The 14,577-nt window shown below is 50.1% G+C and carries 17 protein-coding genes; 16 read left to right on the forward strand and 1 reads right to left on the reverse strand.

Features of this window, described 5'->3' with window-relative positions; translation table 11 throughout:
* The 5 genes from HZA49_00695 (at nucleotide 1) to bioB (ending at nucleotide 4,031) form a co-directional block, all read left to right on the forward strand.
* Entirely contained in the window at nucleotides 1-639 is a 639-nt protein-coding gene (locus HZA49_00695; protein MBI5777959.1) for a tetratricopeptide repeat protein, read from the forward strand.
* A gap of 246 nt (nucleotides 640-885) precedes the next feature.
* Nucleotides 886-1,149 (forward strand): MerR family transcriptional regulator, encoded by a 264-nt coding sequence (locus tag HZA49_00700; protein ID MBI5777960.1) that lies wholly within the window; start codon nucleotides 886-888, stop codon nucleotides 1,147-1,149.
* The gene (locus HZA49_00705; GenBank protein ID MBI5777961.1) at nucleotides 1,146-2,132 is read left to right on the forward strand and encodes a sigma-54-dependent Fis family transcriptional regulator; all 987 of its coding nucleotides are present in this window, start codon (nucleotides 1,146-1,148) and stop codon (nucleotides 2,130-2,132) included. Before HZA49_00700 ends, HZA49_00705 begins: the two co-directional genes overlap by 4 nt.
* Nucleotides 2,125-2,904 carry a FliA/WhiG family RNA polymerase sigma factor gene (locus HZA49_00710; GenBank protein MBI5777962.1) on the forward strand — a complete coding sequence of 260 codons (780 nt, stop codon included), beginning with the start codon at nucleotides 2,125-2,127 and terminating at the stop codon, nucleotides 2,902-2,904. Before HZA49_00705 ends, HZA49_00710 begins: the two co-directional genes overlap by 8 nt.
* Nucleotides 2,905-3,017: 113 nt before the next feature.
* The gene (gene bioB / locus HZA49_00715) at nucleotides 3,018-4,031 is read left to right on the forward strand and encodes a biotin synthase BioB (protein ID MBI5777963.1); all 1,014 of its coding nucleotides are present in this window, start codon (nucleotides 3,018-3,020) and stop codon (nucleotides 4,029-4,031) included.
* On the opposite strand, the gene HZA49_00720 is transcribed toward bioB, so the two are convergent.
* Nucleotides 3,988-4,650 carry a hypothetical protein gene (locus HZA49_00720; protein MBI5777964.1) on the reverse strand — a complete coding sequence of 221 codons (663 nt, stop codon included), beginning with the start codon at nucleotides 4,648-4,650 and terminating at the stop codon, nucleotides 3,988-3,990. The genes bioB and HZA49_00720 overlap by 44 nt on opposite strands.
* 226 nt (nucleotides 4,651-4,876) lie before the next feature.
* On the opposite strand from HZA49_00720, the gene HZA49_00725 reads away from it, so the two are divergent.
* The 11 genes from HZA49_00725 (at nucleotide 4,877) to HZA49_00775 (ending at nucleotide 14,559) form a co-directional block, all read left to right on the forward strand.
* A complete protein-coding gene (locus HZA49_00725) occupies nucleotides 4,877-5,167 on the forward strand; it encodes a hypothetical protein (protein MBI5777965.1) in 291 nt (96 codons plus the stop codon).
* Nucleotides 5,168-5,250: 83 nt separating this feature from the next.
* A complete protein-coding gene (locus HZA49_00730) occupies nucleotides 5,251-5,427 on the forward strand; it encodes a hypothetical protein (protein ID MBI5777966.1) in 177 nt (58 codons plus the stop codon).
* A gap of 27 nt (nucleotides 5,428-5,454) precedes the next feature.
* Nucleotides 5,455-6,261, forward strand: coding sequence for a hypothetical protein (locus HZA49_00735; protein ID MBI5777967.1), 807 nt, complete (start codon nucleotides 5,455-5,457; stop codon nucleotides 6,259-6,261).
* A 31-nt stretch (nucleotides 6,262-6,292) separates the two neighbouring features.
* Entirely contained in the window at nucleotides 6,293-6,685 is a 393-nt protein-coding gene (locus HZA49_00740) for a hypothetical protein (GenBank protein MBI5777968.1), read from the forward strand.
* A 101-nt stretch (nucleotides 6,686-6,786) separates the two neighbouring features.
* Nucleotides 6,787-7,572 carry a hypothetical protein gene (locus HZA49_00745; GenBank protein ID MBI5777969.1) on the forward strand — a complete coding sequence of 262 codons (786 nt, stop codon included), beginning with the start codon at nucleotides 6,787-6,789 and terminating at the stop codon, nucleotides 7,570-7,572.
* A 37-nt stretch (nucleotides 7,573-7,609) separates the two neighbouring features.
* Nucleotides 7,610-8,059, forward strand: a complete 450-nt coding sequence (locus tag HZA49_00750; protein ID MBI5777970.1) for a hypothetical protein — start codon at nucleotides 7,610-7,612, stop codon at nucleotides 8,057-8,059.
* A gap of 85 nt (nucleotides 8,060-8,144) precedes the next feature.
* Entirely contained in the window at nucleotides 8,145-8,897 is a 753-nt protein-coding gene (locus tag HZA49_00755) for a prepilin-type N-terminal cleavage/methylation domain-containing protein (protein MBI5777971.1), read from the forward strand.
* A 200-nt stretch (nucleotides 8,898-9,097) separates the two neighbouring features.
* On the forward strand, nucleotides 9,098-10,489 hold the full coding sequence (locus HZA49_00760; protein ID MBI5777972.1) for a hypothetical protein: 1,392 nt from the start codon (nucleotides 9,098-9,100) through the stop codon (nucleotides 10,487-10,489).
* Nucleotides 10,490-11,100: 611 nt separating this feature from the next.
* A complete protein-coding gene (locus tag HZA49_00765; protein MBI5777973.1) occupies nucleotides 11,101-13,041 on the forward strand; it encodes a response regulator in 1,941 nt (646 codons plus the stop codon).
* An 18-nt stretch (nucleotides 13,042-13,059) separates the two neighbouring features.
* Entirely contained in the window at nucleotides 13,060-13,614 is a 555-nt protein-coding gene (locus HZA49_00770) for an STAS domain-containing protein (GenBank protein MBI5777974.1), read from the forward strand.
* Between the two features lie 33 nt (nucleotides 13,615-13,647).
* Complete coding sequence (locus HZA49_00775) at nucleotides 13,648-14,559, forward strand: sensor domain-containing diguanylate cyclase (GenBank protein MBI5777975.1); 912 nt, start codon at nucleotides 13,648-13,650, stop codon at nucleotides 14,557-14,559.
* Nucleotides 14,560-14,577: the final 18 nt, after the last annotated feature.

Below are 14,577 nucleotides of genomic sequence, written 5' to 3' on the forward strand. Positions count from 1 at the left end.
ATGAAATATCACCGATGGTCTATTACAACGGCTTCTTTATTTCTGCTATTCACCGTTTCTTGTGCTTCTGATTCCCGCGTCGACCGGATCGGGTTTTCAGCGCTTCAGCACTATAACTTGGGATTAGACTGGTTAGGAGCGAATAAGCTGGAAAACGCCGAGGTCTCGTTCCAGAAAGCCCTTCAGTTAGACGATAAGTTTGGTGATGCCTATATTCAGTTGGGACTGATTTATTACGTGCTCTATGAAAGGGAGGTCAGTCTCAACTCTGATCGTGATGCGATATCCAAATACTATAACCAGTCATATAACTGCCTCCAGAAAGGCTTAAAATACAGCCCTAAAAACCCGTCCGCCTATACGGGTTTTGCCCGATTGCAAATGATCGGAAGGCAAATTGATGGCGCAGTAGCTAATTTGCTTAAAGCCCGGGAATTGGCCACGCCGGAAAACATCTCGATAGACGCAATCATTTGTTATGAACTGGGCAACTGTTACCTGTCGCAAGGCAAATATCAAAACGCCGTAAAAGAATACAAGAATTACCTGCAATTAGTTCCGGACGGACCAGAGCGTGACAACGTCAGCAGCCTGATCAAGGAAATAGAGAGCCAGCTGGAAATCGCCCCGGAAAAATAAAATCCGCCTGGCGGGCAGGAAAATCCGTAAATTCCGACGAAAACCACCCAAAACCGCCGATAAATCCCGCCTACTATATATAGCATCTGTTTTACGCCGCCATACCATCGATTGGCTGGTTTTGCCAGGCGGACGGCCCCGGCCCGGCGCCGGGCGATATTTTTTCAATAAATATTTATTTTTTCCTTGACATTATCTTTACAAACGGTAAATTACATACTGTAAAAATACTCTGGAATATATGCTATGAAAGAAGTATTTAAATATTATCCAAAGAAGCTATACCGGATTTCGGAGATACTGCATTATTTGAAACAGGGGGGAACGGAATTGTCGCGGCAGACTATTCATAATTATACCATGATGGGATTGATTTCGGAAAGCAGCCGCTTATCCGGCGGGCACCGCTTGTATGATGAGAATGTTTTCAGCCGCCTGAGAAAAATCGAGCTGCTGAAAAGGCACCGGACCCTGTCGGAAGTCAAAAAGATACTGAATAAAGAAAAATGAAATCGTTATTCCAGTTAGACGGCGTGCACTTTGTTATCGGCGTTTCGGCCGTGATGCAAAAGGTATATCAAACCATCCTGAAGGCATCACGCACCGACCTGCCCGTAATGGTAACCGGGGAGACCGGCGTCGGCAAAGAGATTACCGCCCGCCTGATTCATTTCCTGAGCCACCGCAAAAACAATCCTTTTGTCAAGGTCAATTGCGCCGCGCTCTCACCGCATTTGATCGAAAGCGAGCTGTTCGGCCATGAAAAGGGGGCGTTTACCGGCGCGGAAATCACCCATCTGGGGCGCTTCGAGATCGCCAACAGCGGCACATTCCTGCTGGACGAAATCAACGAGCTGGACATCCAGCTCCAGGCAAAACTGCTCCAGGTCGTTGAAGACAAGTGCTTTGAGCGGGTCGGCAGCAGTTTCCCACAGAAGATAGATGTCCGTTTCGTTTCCACCTGCAATAAGGACATCGCCAATATCTTAAAGGACGAAAAATTCAGGATGGACTTATACTACCGCCTGAACATCATATCGATTCACATCCCTCCGCTGCGCGAGCGGAAGGAAGACATTATTCCACTGGTCCAGGATTATATGGGCAAATACCCCGGCCCAGCAAAGAGAATCCACGATAAGGCCGTTGACCTGTTGTTAAATTATGACTGGCCCGGTAACGTCCGCGAACTGTTTAACGTCATGGAACGGGCGTATCTGTTTCTAACCGATGACTGCATCATGCCCGAACACATCACCGGGTTGCTGGAGCGGTGTTCCGGCGCCGGGCCGGGCAATATGGATACCCTTATCGGGCTGCCGCTTTCGGACATTGAAAAAGAAACAATAAAAGGCACGCTTTCTTATTTTGACGGCAACGTCCAGAAGGCGTCCCACGTCTTGGGGATAACCGACCGGACATTAAGGAATAAAATAAAGCTATATGCGATAAATAACGAGAGGAGATTAGGAAAGGACGTTATTTATGAATAAAAACCCTGTGGAAGCGGAAATGATATCCGCGCTTTGGAAGAGGTACAAAAAGGCCCCCCGGAAAGACCTGCGCAATAAATTAGTGGAGCATTACATGCCGATCGTCAAGACGATTGCCGAAAGGTTGTCATTGCATCTGCCAGGCTTTGTCGGCACGGATGACCTGATCAGCCTGGGGATTTCAGGATTATTCAATGCGATAAAATTGTTTAACCTGAGTCGGGGGGTGCGCTTTGAAACCTATTGCGTAACCAGAATCCGCGGTTCCATGATAGACGGGCTCAGGGATGCGGATTGGGTTCCCCGCCTGGTCAGAATGAAATCGCATCGCCTGGAAAAAAGCCACCGCCAGCTGCAGAAAAAACTCTGCCGGAAGCCGAGCGACATGGAAATCGCCCGGGACCTTAAGGTGCCGATTGACGAATATAACAAACTGGTCCGCGAATCCATGCCGACTTCAATGATGTCTTTTGCCTATAAAGACAACAACGACGATGCGAATGTTTCGACCGCCAACATGTTCGAGGACGCAAAAAGCGAAGACGATTACAAAACAATGCTCAACAAGCAGCTCATTGAATACATCAAAAGCGGCCTCGTCAAAAAAGAACGGTTGGTGCTGGAAATGTACTATTATGAAGAACTAACCATGGCTGAAATCGGCCGGGTTCTGGGCATCACCGAATCGCGGGTCAGCCAGATACTCGCCAATCTGATCAAGCGGTTAAAGTCTTTATTGCGCCAGCATAAATACGAATGGATGTCCGCCTAATCAGCGGCGTTGGTTTCCGCCCGGCTTGGAACGGATAAGCCGGGCCCAGGGCACCCGGGAAAGATAGCATAAATTCTTGATAGCCAGCCGGAAAACATATAGTCAATAGCCATATGTTGCCTGAAAACCGCAGATTAAAACTGATTACCGCCAAGGCCCTGGCCAACCAGGCGCTGACCGGCCCGGAGGCATTATACCTGACATCGTCTCAAGTCGCCTTCTGGGATTTGCTGCACGGGGCGCATAATATCACGAATCGATTCCTGAAAGGCAAATTCCATCTCTGCTCGATTATCAACGCCAAGAGCGGCCGCTGTTCCGAGGACTGCAAATTCTGCGCTCAGTCGGCCCATCACCATACCGGGGTAAAAACCTATCCGCTGGTCGGTCTGGCGGCGATAAAAAAGGCCTACTCCAGTGCGGCCGGCACCGGCGCGGACGGATTCAGCATCGTCACCAGCGGCAACGAATTATCCGGCGCCGAGGTCGAATACCTTTCCGGGGCGGTCGGCCGCCTGCCCAGGAAGCGCAACGCGCCGTATCTCTGCCTTTCCATCGGGCGCCTGGCCGGACCGGACATTGCCCGGCTGAAAAAGGCCGGCGTCTCGAAATTCCATCACAACCTGGAAACCTCGCGCCGTTTTTTCCCGAAAATATGCTCCACCCATTCCTATGACGAGCGAATCGCCACCATCCGGGCGCTCCAGAAAGCCGGGATAAAGGTCTGCAGCGGCGGCATCTTCGGGTTGGGGGAGACCTGGACGGATCGGATTGACCTGGCCCGGACCCTGAAAGTGCTCAAAGTCGATTCCATCCCGCTCAATTTCCTGCTACCGGTCCCAGGCACCTCATTGGAAAAAGCGCGCCGGCTCTCGCCGAAAGAGGCACTGACGACCATTGCCTTGTTCCGTTACATTCTGCCGGACACGGACATCAGAATCTGCGCCGGGCGGGAGAAAACCCTGCGCGACCTGCAAGCCCTGATATTCTATGCCGGTGCCACCGGCATGATGATTGGCGGATATTTAACCCAGCCGGGACGGGAAGTTTCGGATGACCTGCAGATGCTGTCAGACCTGGGGATTAAAAATAAAGCGCCGCGTTTACCGTCAGGCCAATGTTGCTGAAATCAACCCGGCGGACATTACGCGTGCCGTTGACCCCGTAATCGCTGTTGAAGAACCTGAATGGCTTGATAGTCTCGTAAATCATTTCACCCCTTATCAGAATTCCCGATTCCGATATCCATTTCCCGCCTAACAGAAAATGATAGCCATAGGTGTTTTCCGCCTCGTATTTGCGGTATTGCCTCTGCGCGGACTTGAAATTCTCGAAAAAATAATAGCCGACTCCGAACCCGTAATAGGGCTTGGGATTCTCCAGCCACTCTATATCAACGGAAGAAATAAAAGATGTCAGGAGCGGAACGAAATAAACCCGGCCCAGGTTCTGGTTATACAACAGATACTCGCCGTTTAACAGCCCGGTCTTGAACTTATAAGACGAATTGGTGTTGGTGGAATGCGTCAGGGTCAGATAGGCATTGCCCATGTTATTGGTCCGGCCGCTGTTGGGTATCATGTAGGCGAATTCCATGCCCACCTCGAACGACTCGGTCAGGGTATATTTCTTGAGGAATGATTCCGAAGACGGGATTTCCTGGGCCCAGACGCCGGCCGGGTTAATGAAATAAAGCAACGTCATGAAGCAACCGGCCAACCCCAAACCCTTGCTTTTAATATTCATATTTATTTCATCCTCTTACGGACTGTCAGTCCAGCCCGTTAGACCCCGCCACATAACGGGGTTCTTATTTATTATACCCCTCAAATATCATTTCAGTAAATTGAGTCAAGTTTTTTATTAATAATTTTATGATAGGGCAGTAGTACCCCGGGTAGATTCCGCAGGGGCTATTTCCCGGAACAATCTCTTGACACTCAGCAATCGGGTGGTAATATGCCATTTAATTATGAATGAATACCTGGCTGTTGACAATCAGGCCGAACCGAAACCGGAACCGCTATTCTTGTATATACCTATTTCGAGATTGATTCTGCTGTCCATTTTATCATTCAGTTTATACGAGTTCTACTGGATATATAAGAACTGGCGCTACATCAAGGAGCGGGAGGGACTGGAAATCAAACCATTCTGGCGCGGTTTCTTTGGTATCTTCTTTGCCATGGTCTGCTTCATCGTATCTATACGGATAAAGAGGCGCGAGCGGTTTTGCCGCCCCGGTTTTCACCCGGAGGATTAGCCACCGGCTGGGTGATACTGGTAATTAGCGCCAACTTCGTGAGTAGATTACCGGGTATTGCCGCGAGTCTCATATCGATATTTATGCCGTCCTTTTTGTTCCTTGTCCCGGTCCAGAGTTATATCAATTCCGTGAGCCGGAAGCGCAATCCGGGCGCGGACTATTACGGCTGGTCAGCCGGCCATATTGTCTGTTTGGTCTGGGGAATCATTATCTGGGGGCTTATAATCATCGGCCTAATTCTGGGGGCGCAATATTAAAAGCCTCGGGACGGCGGAAAGGAAAATATGAAGAAGATAATTATTTTATTGGCGTGCCTGTTATTATTGGTTGGGTGCGCCGGCAACGCATCCAGTCCTCATGATGCCAAGGCAATCGCACTTAATGCCTGCCAAATGCTGGATGCAGTAAAGGGATATCGGTTTACTATAGATGTGGCTATGGACCCGGAGATAATGGGAATTTCCGTTACGCTTAAGGCCAAGGGCGTCATTCGGAATCCGGATTTCTGCTATTTTAATGTCACGCTTCCTGTTATTGAAAAGGCCGATGCAAGTGCAAGAGAAGTGTACCGGCAGGACAACAAGATAGTTAGGGGCGAGACTCGGGATGGAAAACCTGCAAAATGGGAACTGGAAAAGGGTGACCTTTCAGACGCCATGGACGAAATATTTACGCCGTTCTATAAAACCGTTGATGGTGATAAGTTCCTCAGGAACGCAAGATTATCCGGGACCGAGACAGTTAACGGGACTGAATGCCATAAGATAGAGGCATTGATTGATGCGGAAGACCTTAAAAATGCGTTTAGCCTGATTAAAGCAATGGATGAGAAAAAGAGGTGTCCGCCTGGGACGGGTGATGCCACAAAGGCCGTATATCGATTCTGGGTGGCAAAAGACAGCGGCGAACTCTGCAAAACACAACGCACCATTGAATACCTGTCACCGGATACAGATAAAAGTTTCCTGCCGCCGAATAAGGTAATTACATTGGATATTACAACGACGCTCTCCGACCATCATAAGGATATCAAACTGGAAATACCGGCCGAAGTCCAGGCGTTGTTAAAAGATAATCCGGGAGCAAAATAGTCCCGGGCCGGCGGGCGGGGGAGGCTAATAAATGGAAAACAACGAATTAAAGCAACCGAAAACAAAAGAACCGCCCAGGTTTGTTACCCTCCTTTTATTGGGATTAGAGCTTGTGCCTATTATCCTGGTGTCGCTGATTCTAATTACAATAACCCCGCAATTTATAAGAATTTTCAAGGGGCTGGGAATGGACCTGCCTTTCATAACCAGAGCATTTTTGCATTATTGGTATTTATGGGTAATCTTCCTGGGTGTGCTGTTTATGACCGGCATATTATTGGAGATATTTGCCAAAGGCAAATGGAGGTGGGTCAATTTTTCCTTGTCCATATTTACGATGCTATTATGTGGACTTATATTTTTAGGGTATATCACGGCTGTTTTTCAACCAATCTTTGCGATACAGCAGGCGGTAAATAAATAACCCGATGCGGTCAAACCGCAGTGCAGTCCCGCGCAGCCGCAGCGGAGCCCCGATGTTTTCGGAGACCTAGCCGGGAGCGGGGCAGACGGCTAGAGAATACCATGAATGTATTTAAAACTATCATTAAGGTAATCGGGCTTAACCGGGAAAAGCCCAAGACCCGGGCCGGCCGGATTTTCAGATGGGCCGAATTGGGCGTGGCGATTTTGGTTTTTGGGTATTTGCTCCTGCTGGCGTTTCCCCAGGTGTTATTCTCTTATTCAATATCCGAAGCGGGCATTACCCTCTATGCGCGCCAGCCGTTCCCGGATAACGCCGGAGAAGTAATCAGGAAAATAAACGCCATCATCGATAAAAGCGAATTGCAGGACAAAAAGAACTCCTATCGGATTTTTATCTGCAACAGCCAATTGATGTTTACCTTATTTTCGCCGGTTTCCCGGCGCAGTTTCGGGATTAGTTCCCGCTTTACCAACCATATCTTTCTGGCCCAGGCAGAGGTCAGGGAAAATCTGGCCTTCAGGTATGGAGCCGAAAACAACAAGCGGGCCTTTCACACCGTGGCGGCCCACGAGATTGTCCATGTTATGATTAGGAAAAAGGTCGGGACCATAAAAGATTATCGTCTGCCCAGATGGATTAGCGAAGGGTATTGTGAATATGTTTCAGCCGACAGCAGTTTTCCGGAAGCGGAAGGCGTCCGGCTGCTAATCAGCGGCGGGCAAAACGACTCGGCGTCTTTCCGGTATTTCGTCTGGCGGAAAATGGTTGAATACCTGATAGACGCCCAAGGGTATTCCTTTGCCCGGCTCATCGGCGGTGGATTAAATCCGGAACAGGTTAAAAGGGAAATGGTCGAATGGCTTAAGGCACAGAAGCACGACTAATATCAAGTGCCGAGCGGGAGGGCGGGGGAGTAAATATATGGATGAGAAAATATTAAAGCCGGGTGTTGTGGCGCAAGCCATACTTATCGTATTACCGATTTGCATAATGTGCTTTGGAGCATGGATGGTCTATTCGGGGACCGAGATTAATAAACCCGGCCAGGAAAAAGCAAAGGCGGTCGTAATAATGGTCATTGTCTGTGTTGGCCTGCTCCAGACCTATTTCTATCTGAAGATATTTAACACCTATATAATCAATGACAAAGGCATCAAAGCAAGCGGAGCTCTTATTAATAAATTCCTGGCCTGGAATGAGATATCCAAGGCTGTCTTCTATAGAAATAGGAATAACACGGGGTATGTAAATTTGCATCTGGAGGTTAATGGTAAAGTTGTGATAGAATTATGGATTTGGCCCATCCTGGACTCTGATGAGGTAAGCCGTGAGATTAGAAAATATCTCCCGGCGGAAAAGATTGTCAATTAATCGCCCGGGCCGGTTAGGGGCAGTTCGAACGCAGTGAGTTACTGCGCCGTTATCCCCGCCGAGGCGGGGGGCGGGGGATTTAAGTATGAATAATAAACCAAATACCGGATTCAGCCTACTTGAAATCGTCATTGTTGTGGCTATCCTGGTGGCCGTAATCGGCGGGGCGATATACGTTCTTTCAAGCGGCCAGCAGGCCTTTGACGAAGGGGCGATGACCTCTTTCCTGGAATCACAAGCCGGACGTGTCATAGATGTAATGCGGGATGATATCGGCGAATGCCTGGTTATCACGGCCGGCGCGCCGGCCACGGCCAATAATTACGCCTCATTGACCATACAGGTGCCAATCCGGTCCGGCGGGAATTATCTGAATCCGACTACCGGGGCGGTTTATTGGGGCGCCTATGATAGCAATAACAACCCGCAGTCAAACTGGCATATTACTTATCGATTTGAACCTGACCCGGCCAAGTCCGGCCTTAATGCCCTTAATGAAAACACTGACCGAAAGGATTATAACCAGGACGGCGATATTTCCGATTCCTTTGATATCGGCCGGATGATTAAAGAAGTCTATGATTCATCCGCGGTTCTTCGGCACTCAACCGAATTATGCAATGACATTATCACGGTAGCCGGAACCAGGTACGAGGATATTAACAATGACGGCAACGCCGACCGCATTTTCACCCTGTGCGACAAAAACGGACAGCCGGTAACCGGCGGCGGAACCGGAGTGAGAATCAACATCTGGCTGGGCGGTAAACTCGGGGCTAAGCAGAATCCGATAATCGTAAATGCCAATACGGTTATTCTGTTGGTGAACCCCCAATAAAAGAAGCAATGCCCTCCGGCGGGCGGGCAAAACCGCAGTGGCATCCCGATGGCTATCAGGACAGACGGGACGGAGGCAGGAATCTGCGATAGGGGGTAACCGGATTAGGGTGTCCCCGGAATTCTGTCCGGAATTCCATATTTCTCTTGTCTTTCCCTGAAAAGTTGGTAAAATGCCAGCAAAAACAAAAAGGAGGATATATGAACTCGCAGAGACCGCGTACAGCGAAAAACCGCGCATATATGATAGTAGCGGCCCTAGGCCTGGTGGCGTTTATAATTGCCTTTAATTACATCGGTTGCGGCGGCGGGGGCGGCGGCGGCAATAGCGGCTCGTCTTCCGGCGGCGTTAAAATCACCGGCGTCCTGGACGCCACAACCCTGGTCAGTTTGCCGCCTGATGAAAACAGCATTCTCAACCGATTCTGCCGGATATTTTCGCCCCAAAAAGCCTATGCTCAAAGCGGCTCGGATGTCAACCGGATCATTGCCATCTCATCAAGGGGGAATACCTATACCATTACCGAAGGCACCTTAAACGTCAATTCCTTCTCGCTGTCCGTGGCCAAAGACAAACCCTATCTTCTGGTGCTTCTTTACGACACCTCTATTATCGGCGTTTACAAGGTTGACGACGCCACCGGCCTGGACTCATTCCCTTTGAATTCCGCCTCTACAAATATAGACCTGGGCACGGTAGCTCTGAGCGGAACGGATGTCGTCACCGGCACCGCCTCGCAACCGGTCATCCTGGATAGTTTAGGCATCACGACCGCGCTGGCCAGCGCCATTGGAGTGATGGATGACGAGATGCTCCGGCTGGCCGGCTCGCTCGACGTTGACCAAAACGGGCTGCTCGATACCCTGGAAGGCAAGTGGTTCCCGTTTATCATTGACTTTGAGTTTGACCCGGGCGTATTCACCGACACGGTCAACGCCTTCAGCCTCAAGTCACCCATCTCTTACAACGGCTATAGTTTTGGCTTACATATGAGACCGTATGACGCCACGCTTGACTTCACCGCCGGCGGCACGCTTACCTCTCCGGCCAACATAAACGGCGGGAACGACAATCCTTCGGGCCCAGCCTGGATAACCGGTGACCAGGCATCAATCAGCTTTTACTCCGGCGGCGGCATGGGCACCAATCCGGCCGCGCCTCCGGCCGGCACTTACGTCGTAACCATACCCATCAGCGGCACGGCCCTGACCAAGACCTATACCTTTAACAACGTCAAAAGTTACGGGATTGATTCAAACCTCTACCATATCCTTATCCCGACTGTTAAACTCAACATTGACGGCTCCGACCGGATAACCTCTATCGAGATTGAATGGTGGAAAAAAATGCCCGGTGATATCTGGGTCCAGCCGGATGCCGCCGAACTGGGGATGTTGCTCCACGACTCGACGATGGAAATCGCGCCCGTTCCGCCTTCCGCTCCGACCGACCCGAAAATATCGGTCACCATGACCAGTTTTTCCAATCCGATGACGGTCATCCCGCCGGCGCAGGGCTTTGCATCAGGTTATATGCGGATGATATACACGGACAAATTCGGCTATGTCTACGCGTTTTCCTGGAACAATTAGCCGGCGAAACGACAGTGTAGTCCCGGAGCACCGCAGTGCCTCCCGCTTAGAGGGGCAACTTATTGCGGGGCGGAATGACAGTGCGGAGCCGCAGCGGAGTCCCGATTATTTCGGGGCAGTCCCCGCCCCTGCGGGGCGGTTGCCCCGGTGCGCAGCGCTCCGCCGGTGCCAAGGGGTGTAAATTAGCGCAGGTTCCCCTAATCACGTTCATTGGCGCAGTGCCAAAATAAGCGAGAAAGATATTAAATAACACTTGACAAAAATAATAATATTGGTATATTACCGTCAGGTATGAACTCTACTAAGACCGCGTTAGCGAACACCGCAGTAGCCGCGTTAGCGAACACCGCAGTAACCGCGTTAGCGAAGACGCTGCCAACCATAAAGTGGCTACCCCCCACGAAACCACCATATAATACGGAGCCGCAGCGTCCGCCTTTGGCGAGACCTCGCCTTTGGGCGGGGGAGTCCCGATTATTTCGGGAAGGGGTGCAGGGCATTATTCTATTACAAGATACACGTTCGTTTTGCCCGGTGTAAACGATTCTAATTTAATAAATAGTTTTGCGCTGCCATTTTGTTTTAATCGGTTGGAGTGATATTTTATTATTATGAAGCCATTAACGTTAGCGTTGTCCCGCAGGCCGCTGCTCCTGTTTCTGGCGACTCTGGCCTTAGTGTTTATTGTTGAAGGGTTAATAATGTATGGACTCTCTTTTTTACAGCCGTTACTTTCCCCGCGAACCGAAGGCGTTCTTGATTCGGCGCTGCTGACCGCTATTCTTTTTCCCGTTGGCTACTTCCTGATGTTTCGTCCCTTAAAACAATATCAGGAATCATTAACCGGAAAAGAGGCGGAACAAAAATTCAACCTGCTGGCATTGGTTAAGGCAATTACTCTTTCGGATGACTTTGAGTCCGCTCTAAGGATTACCACTAAGACGGTATCTGAAACCATTGGCTGGGACTACGGCGAGGTCTGGGTGCCTGACCGGGATAATAAAACCCTGAGATGTCTCTCCAGTCATTGTGCCGATGATCTGAAAATAAGCAAATTCAGGCAGGTTACCGAATCAACAGATTTTCGGTTTAATACCGGGTTGCCCGGCCGGGTTTGGTCGTCCGGACGTTATGAATGGATTCCGGATATTTCTGCCGTTTCTGATACAGTATTCCTCCGAAACAAAGCCGCCCAGGAAGCCGGCCTAAAGGCCTGCTTTGGTATTCCGATTATCAACGGAGAAAAGGCGCTGGCTGTTTTGGTTTTCTGCGCATCTGAATCATTACCAGAAGACAAACGTCTGGTAGAAATGGTTTCAAGTGTCGCCCTTCAATTAGGTTCCATATTCCAGCGGAAACAGATGGCCGAGAAAGAACAAATGATTCAGAAACAACTTTATCAGGCGCAGAAGATGGAAAGCATCGGCGGGCTGGCCGGCGGGGTGGCGCACGACTTTAATAATATCCTGGGCGCAGTTAAGGGGTTTGCCGAACTGGCTTTGATGGATATTGACAAGACTAATCCGCTCTATGAATATCTTAAGCATATTGTGGCCTCAACGGACCGGGGCGCTAATCTCACCCGGCAACTCCTGCTCTTCAGCCGGAAAAGCAACGTTGAACTCCAGCCCCTCAACCTGAACGAGGCCGTCAATAATATGCTCAAGATGCTCGCCCGGTTAATCGGCGAGAATATCAGAATTGAGACCAAACTCAACCCTGATGTCAGTATCATTAAGGCCGATGCCGGAAACATTGAACAGGTTTTGATGAATCTGGCGGTCAATGCCCATGATGCCATGCCCCAGGGCGGTAAAATAACCATCACAACAGAAGATATAACCATAGACGAAGAGTACAGCAAATTCCATCAGGAATCGCGCCCCGGTAACTTTATCTGTTTGTCTATCAGCGATACCGGCATCGGAATGGATAAGAATACTGTGGCGCGCATCTTTGAGCCATTCTTTACCACAAAGACGGCAGGTAAGGGCACCGGTCTGGGGCTGGCCGTAGTTTACGGGATTGTCAAGCGGCACGAAGGATGGATAAACGTTTATAGCGAACCCGGCCAGGGCGCGATTTTCAGGATATACCTGCCGGTTTCAGGCGAGAAGGTAAAGCCCAAAACAGATACCAAGACTATTGTTCTTGAGAACATCAGGGGCAATGGGGAGCGAATCCTCGTGGTTGAAGATAACATGGCAATCCAGGAGATGGTGGCCCGGGCACTGACTAAAATCGGCTATACCGTGTCGCGGGCGGCGACCGGTTCGGAGGCACGGGAGATATTTGGCCGGACCAAAGGTGGGTTTCACCTGGTCCTGAGCGATATCATTCTGCCTGATACCAACGGAATTGAATTGACGGATGAATTATCAAGGCGGAGACCAGGGTTGTCTATTATTCTCAGCAGCGGCTATCTGGATAAATCAGAATACAGCGATGAGGTAAAGAAACGCAATCTGCCTTTTATTCCGAAGCCGTATCAACTAACAACGCTTTTTAAGACCATAAAGGAAACCATCATGTTAGCGGATACGACCAGGTGATGAGAAAGGAGCCTATTTATGCGTGAATTATGGATTGGCACCGAGAAGATGCCGGATGGCGGCGTCAGAATCCAGCTCCAGGGCGCGGTGGACGCCTATTCGTACCGGAAACTGACCAATACCTTTAACAACCTGATTGATTACGGAGTTTGTAATATTGTAGTCGATATGTCTGATGTAGAAAGCCTGAACTGCGCCGGGGCGCATATTTTCCTGGGTGCCGGCATTATCACCCGGGAAAACGGCGGGCGAATGGCCATGCTCAACCCGGCCCCCAGGGTCCGGCAGATGCTTGACCTGTTAGATTGCAGCCAACTCTTTGAGGTCAGCGCAGAACCGTTCCCGGCTCCGGCCGGGCGCCCGGAATGCCCTAACCTTAAAACCAATCTGGACTACTGTAATTGTTCGTTTCCGCTCTGTCACCGGAAGGGCAGGTGCTGTGAATGCCTGCATTATCACCGGACGAATGATGAATTGCCGGCCTGTTTTTTCCCTAAAGAAGAGGCGGTGATTTCCGCGGGGAAAACCCCGGACCGGTCGTTTGAGCGGTTTATGAAATTACGCCGTTTTTAGCCGACCGGATTAAGGAGAAGCGAGGAGGGATATATGCATATCACCAGTCATTTGTCAACGAGTATTTTAGACAACATCGCCAACGGCGTCTATGTTATAGATAATAATATGAAAATCCGGTATTGGAACCGGTCTATGGAAAAGATTAGCGGCATAAAATCCCGGGAGATGGCCGCACACCCCTGCGAAAGCAAGAAATTCTTCTATTATGACCGGAGCGGAGACCATCCCTGCAACCGCAAGCAGTGCATCCTGCTGAATTCCATAAAATACGGATGCTCCGATGAAAAGGAATTATATCTGCGCCATAAAGACGGTTTCCAGGTCCCCGTTTCCCTGCGGGCCGCGCCACTGAAAAACTGCCATAACCAGATTATCGGCGCGGCTGGGATGGCCTGCGTTAATCCCTACCGGATGGCCGGCATCCGATATGCCACCGAACAGGAACAGATGGCTTATATCGACCCCTTAACCGGCATCGGCAACCGGCGCTACTTGGAAATGAACGTCCAGCGCCGGATTGAGAAATACTCCCGCTATTCCTGGAAATTCGGCGTAATGTTTATCGACCTGGACCATTTCAAGAAAATCAACGATGCCTACGGCCACAATATCGGCGACGAGGTCTTGAAGATGATGGCCGGGTCCATCCGGCGCAATTTAAGGCCCTATGACGGGGTGTGCCGCTGGGGCGGGGAGGAATTTATTGCCACCGTTCCGGGGGTTAACCAGGATTCGCTCCAGGCCGTGGCCAACCGGCTGCGCCGGGACATCGAACAGAATAAATTCTTTGTCCGGATGCGCAATATCAAAGCCACCATCTCGCTCGGCGTAACCATGGGCAAGACCACCGATACGGTGGACGGGCTGATAAAACGGTCCGATGCGCTGATGTACCGGAGCAAAAAATCAGGCCGTAACTGCGTCTCGGCTGATGTTTTGTGATAGATAGAACCCAGAACC

It is taken from the genome of Planctomycetota bacterium (assembly GCA_016235865.1).
In the GTDB taxonomy this organism is placed as follows: domain Bacteria; phylum Planctomycetota; class MHYJ01; order JACQXL01; family JACQXL01; genus JACRIK01.

Excerpts from the sequence above, each read along its gene's own strand:
- HZA49_00695 (MBI5777959.1), top strand. The coding sequence starts at position 1 with ATGAAATATCACCGATGGTCTATTACAACGGCTTCTTTATTTCTGCTA.
- HZA49_00700 (MBI5777960.1), top strand. The coding sequence starts at position 886 with ATGAAAGAAGTATTTAAATATTATCCAAAGAAGCTATACCGGATTTCG.
- HZA49_00705 (MBI5777961.1), top strand. The coding sequence starts at position 1,146 with ATGAAATCGTTATTCCAGTTAGACGGCGTGCACTTTGTTATCGGCGTT.
- HZA49_00710 (MBI5777962.1), top strand. The coding sequence starts at position 2,125 with ATGAATAAAAACCCTGTGGAAGCGGAAATGATATCCGCGCTTTGGAAG.
- bioB (MBI5777963.1), top strand. The coding sequence starts at position 3,018 with ATGTTGCCTGAAAACCGCAGATTAAAACTGATTACCGCCAAGGCCCTG.
- HZA49_00720 (MBI5777964.1), bottom strand. The coding sequence starts at position 4,650 with ATGAATATTAAAAGCAAGGGTTTGGGGTTGGCCGGTTGCTTCATGACG.
- HZA49_00725 (MBI5777965.1), top strand. The coding sequence starts at position 4,877 with ATGAATGAATACCTGGCTGTTGACAATCAGGCCGAACCGAAACCGGAA.
- HZA49_00730 (MBI5777966.1), top strand. The coding sequence starts at position 5,251 with ATGCCGTCCTTTTTGTTCCTTGTCCCGGTCCAGAGTTATATCAATTCC.
- HZA49_00735 (MBI5777967.1), top strand. The coding sequence starts at position 5,455 with ATGAAGAAGATAATTATTTTATTGGCGTGCCTGTTATTATTGGTTGGG.
- HZA49_00740 (MBI5777968.1), top strand. The coding sequence starts at position 6,293 with ATGGAAAACAACGAATTAAAGCAACCGAAAACAAAAGAACCGCCCAGG.
- HZA49_00745 (MBI5777969.1), top strand. The coding sequence starts at position 6,787 with ATGAATGTATTTAAAACTATCATTAAGGTAATCGGGCTTAACCGGGAA.
- HZA49_00750 (MBI5777970.1), top strand. The coding sequence starts at position 7,610 with ATGGATGAGAAAATATTAAAGCCGGGTGTTGTGGCGCAAGCCATACTT.
- HZA49_00755 (MBI5777971.1), top strand. The coding sequence starts at position 8,145 with ATGAATAATAAACCAAATACCGGATTCAGCCTACTTGAAATCGTCATT.
- HZA49_00760 (MBI5777972.1), top strand. The coding sequence starts at position 9,098 with ATGAACTCGCAGAGACCGCGTACAGCGAAAAACCGCGCATATATGATA.
- HZA49_00765 (MBI5777973.1), top strand. The coding sequence starts at position 11,101 with ATGAAGCCATTAACGTTAGCGTTGTCCCGCAGGCCGCTGCTCCTGTTT.
- HZA49_00770 (MBI5777974.1), top strand. The coding sequence starts at position 13,060 with ATGCGTGAATTATGGATTGGCACCGAGAAGATGCCGGATGGCGGCGTC.
- HZA49_00775 (MBI5777975.1), top strand. The coding sequence starts at position 13,648 with ATGCATATCACCAGTCATTTGTCAACGAGTATTTTAGACAACATCGCC.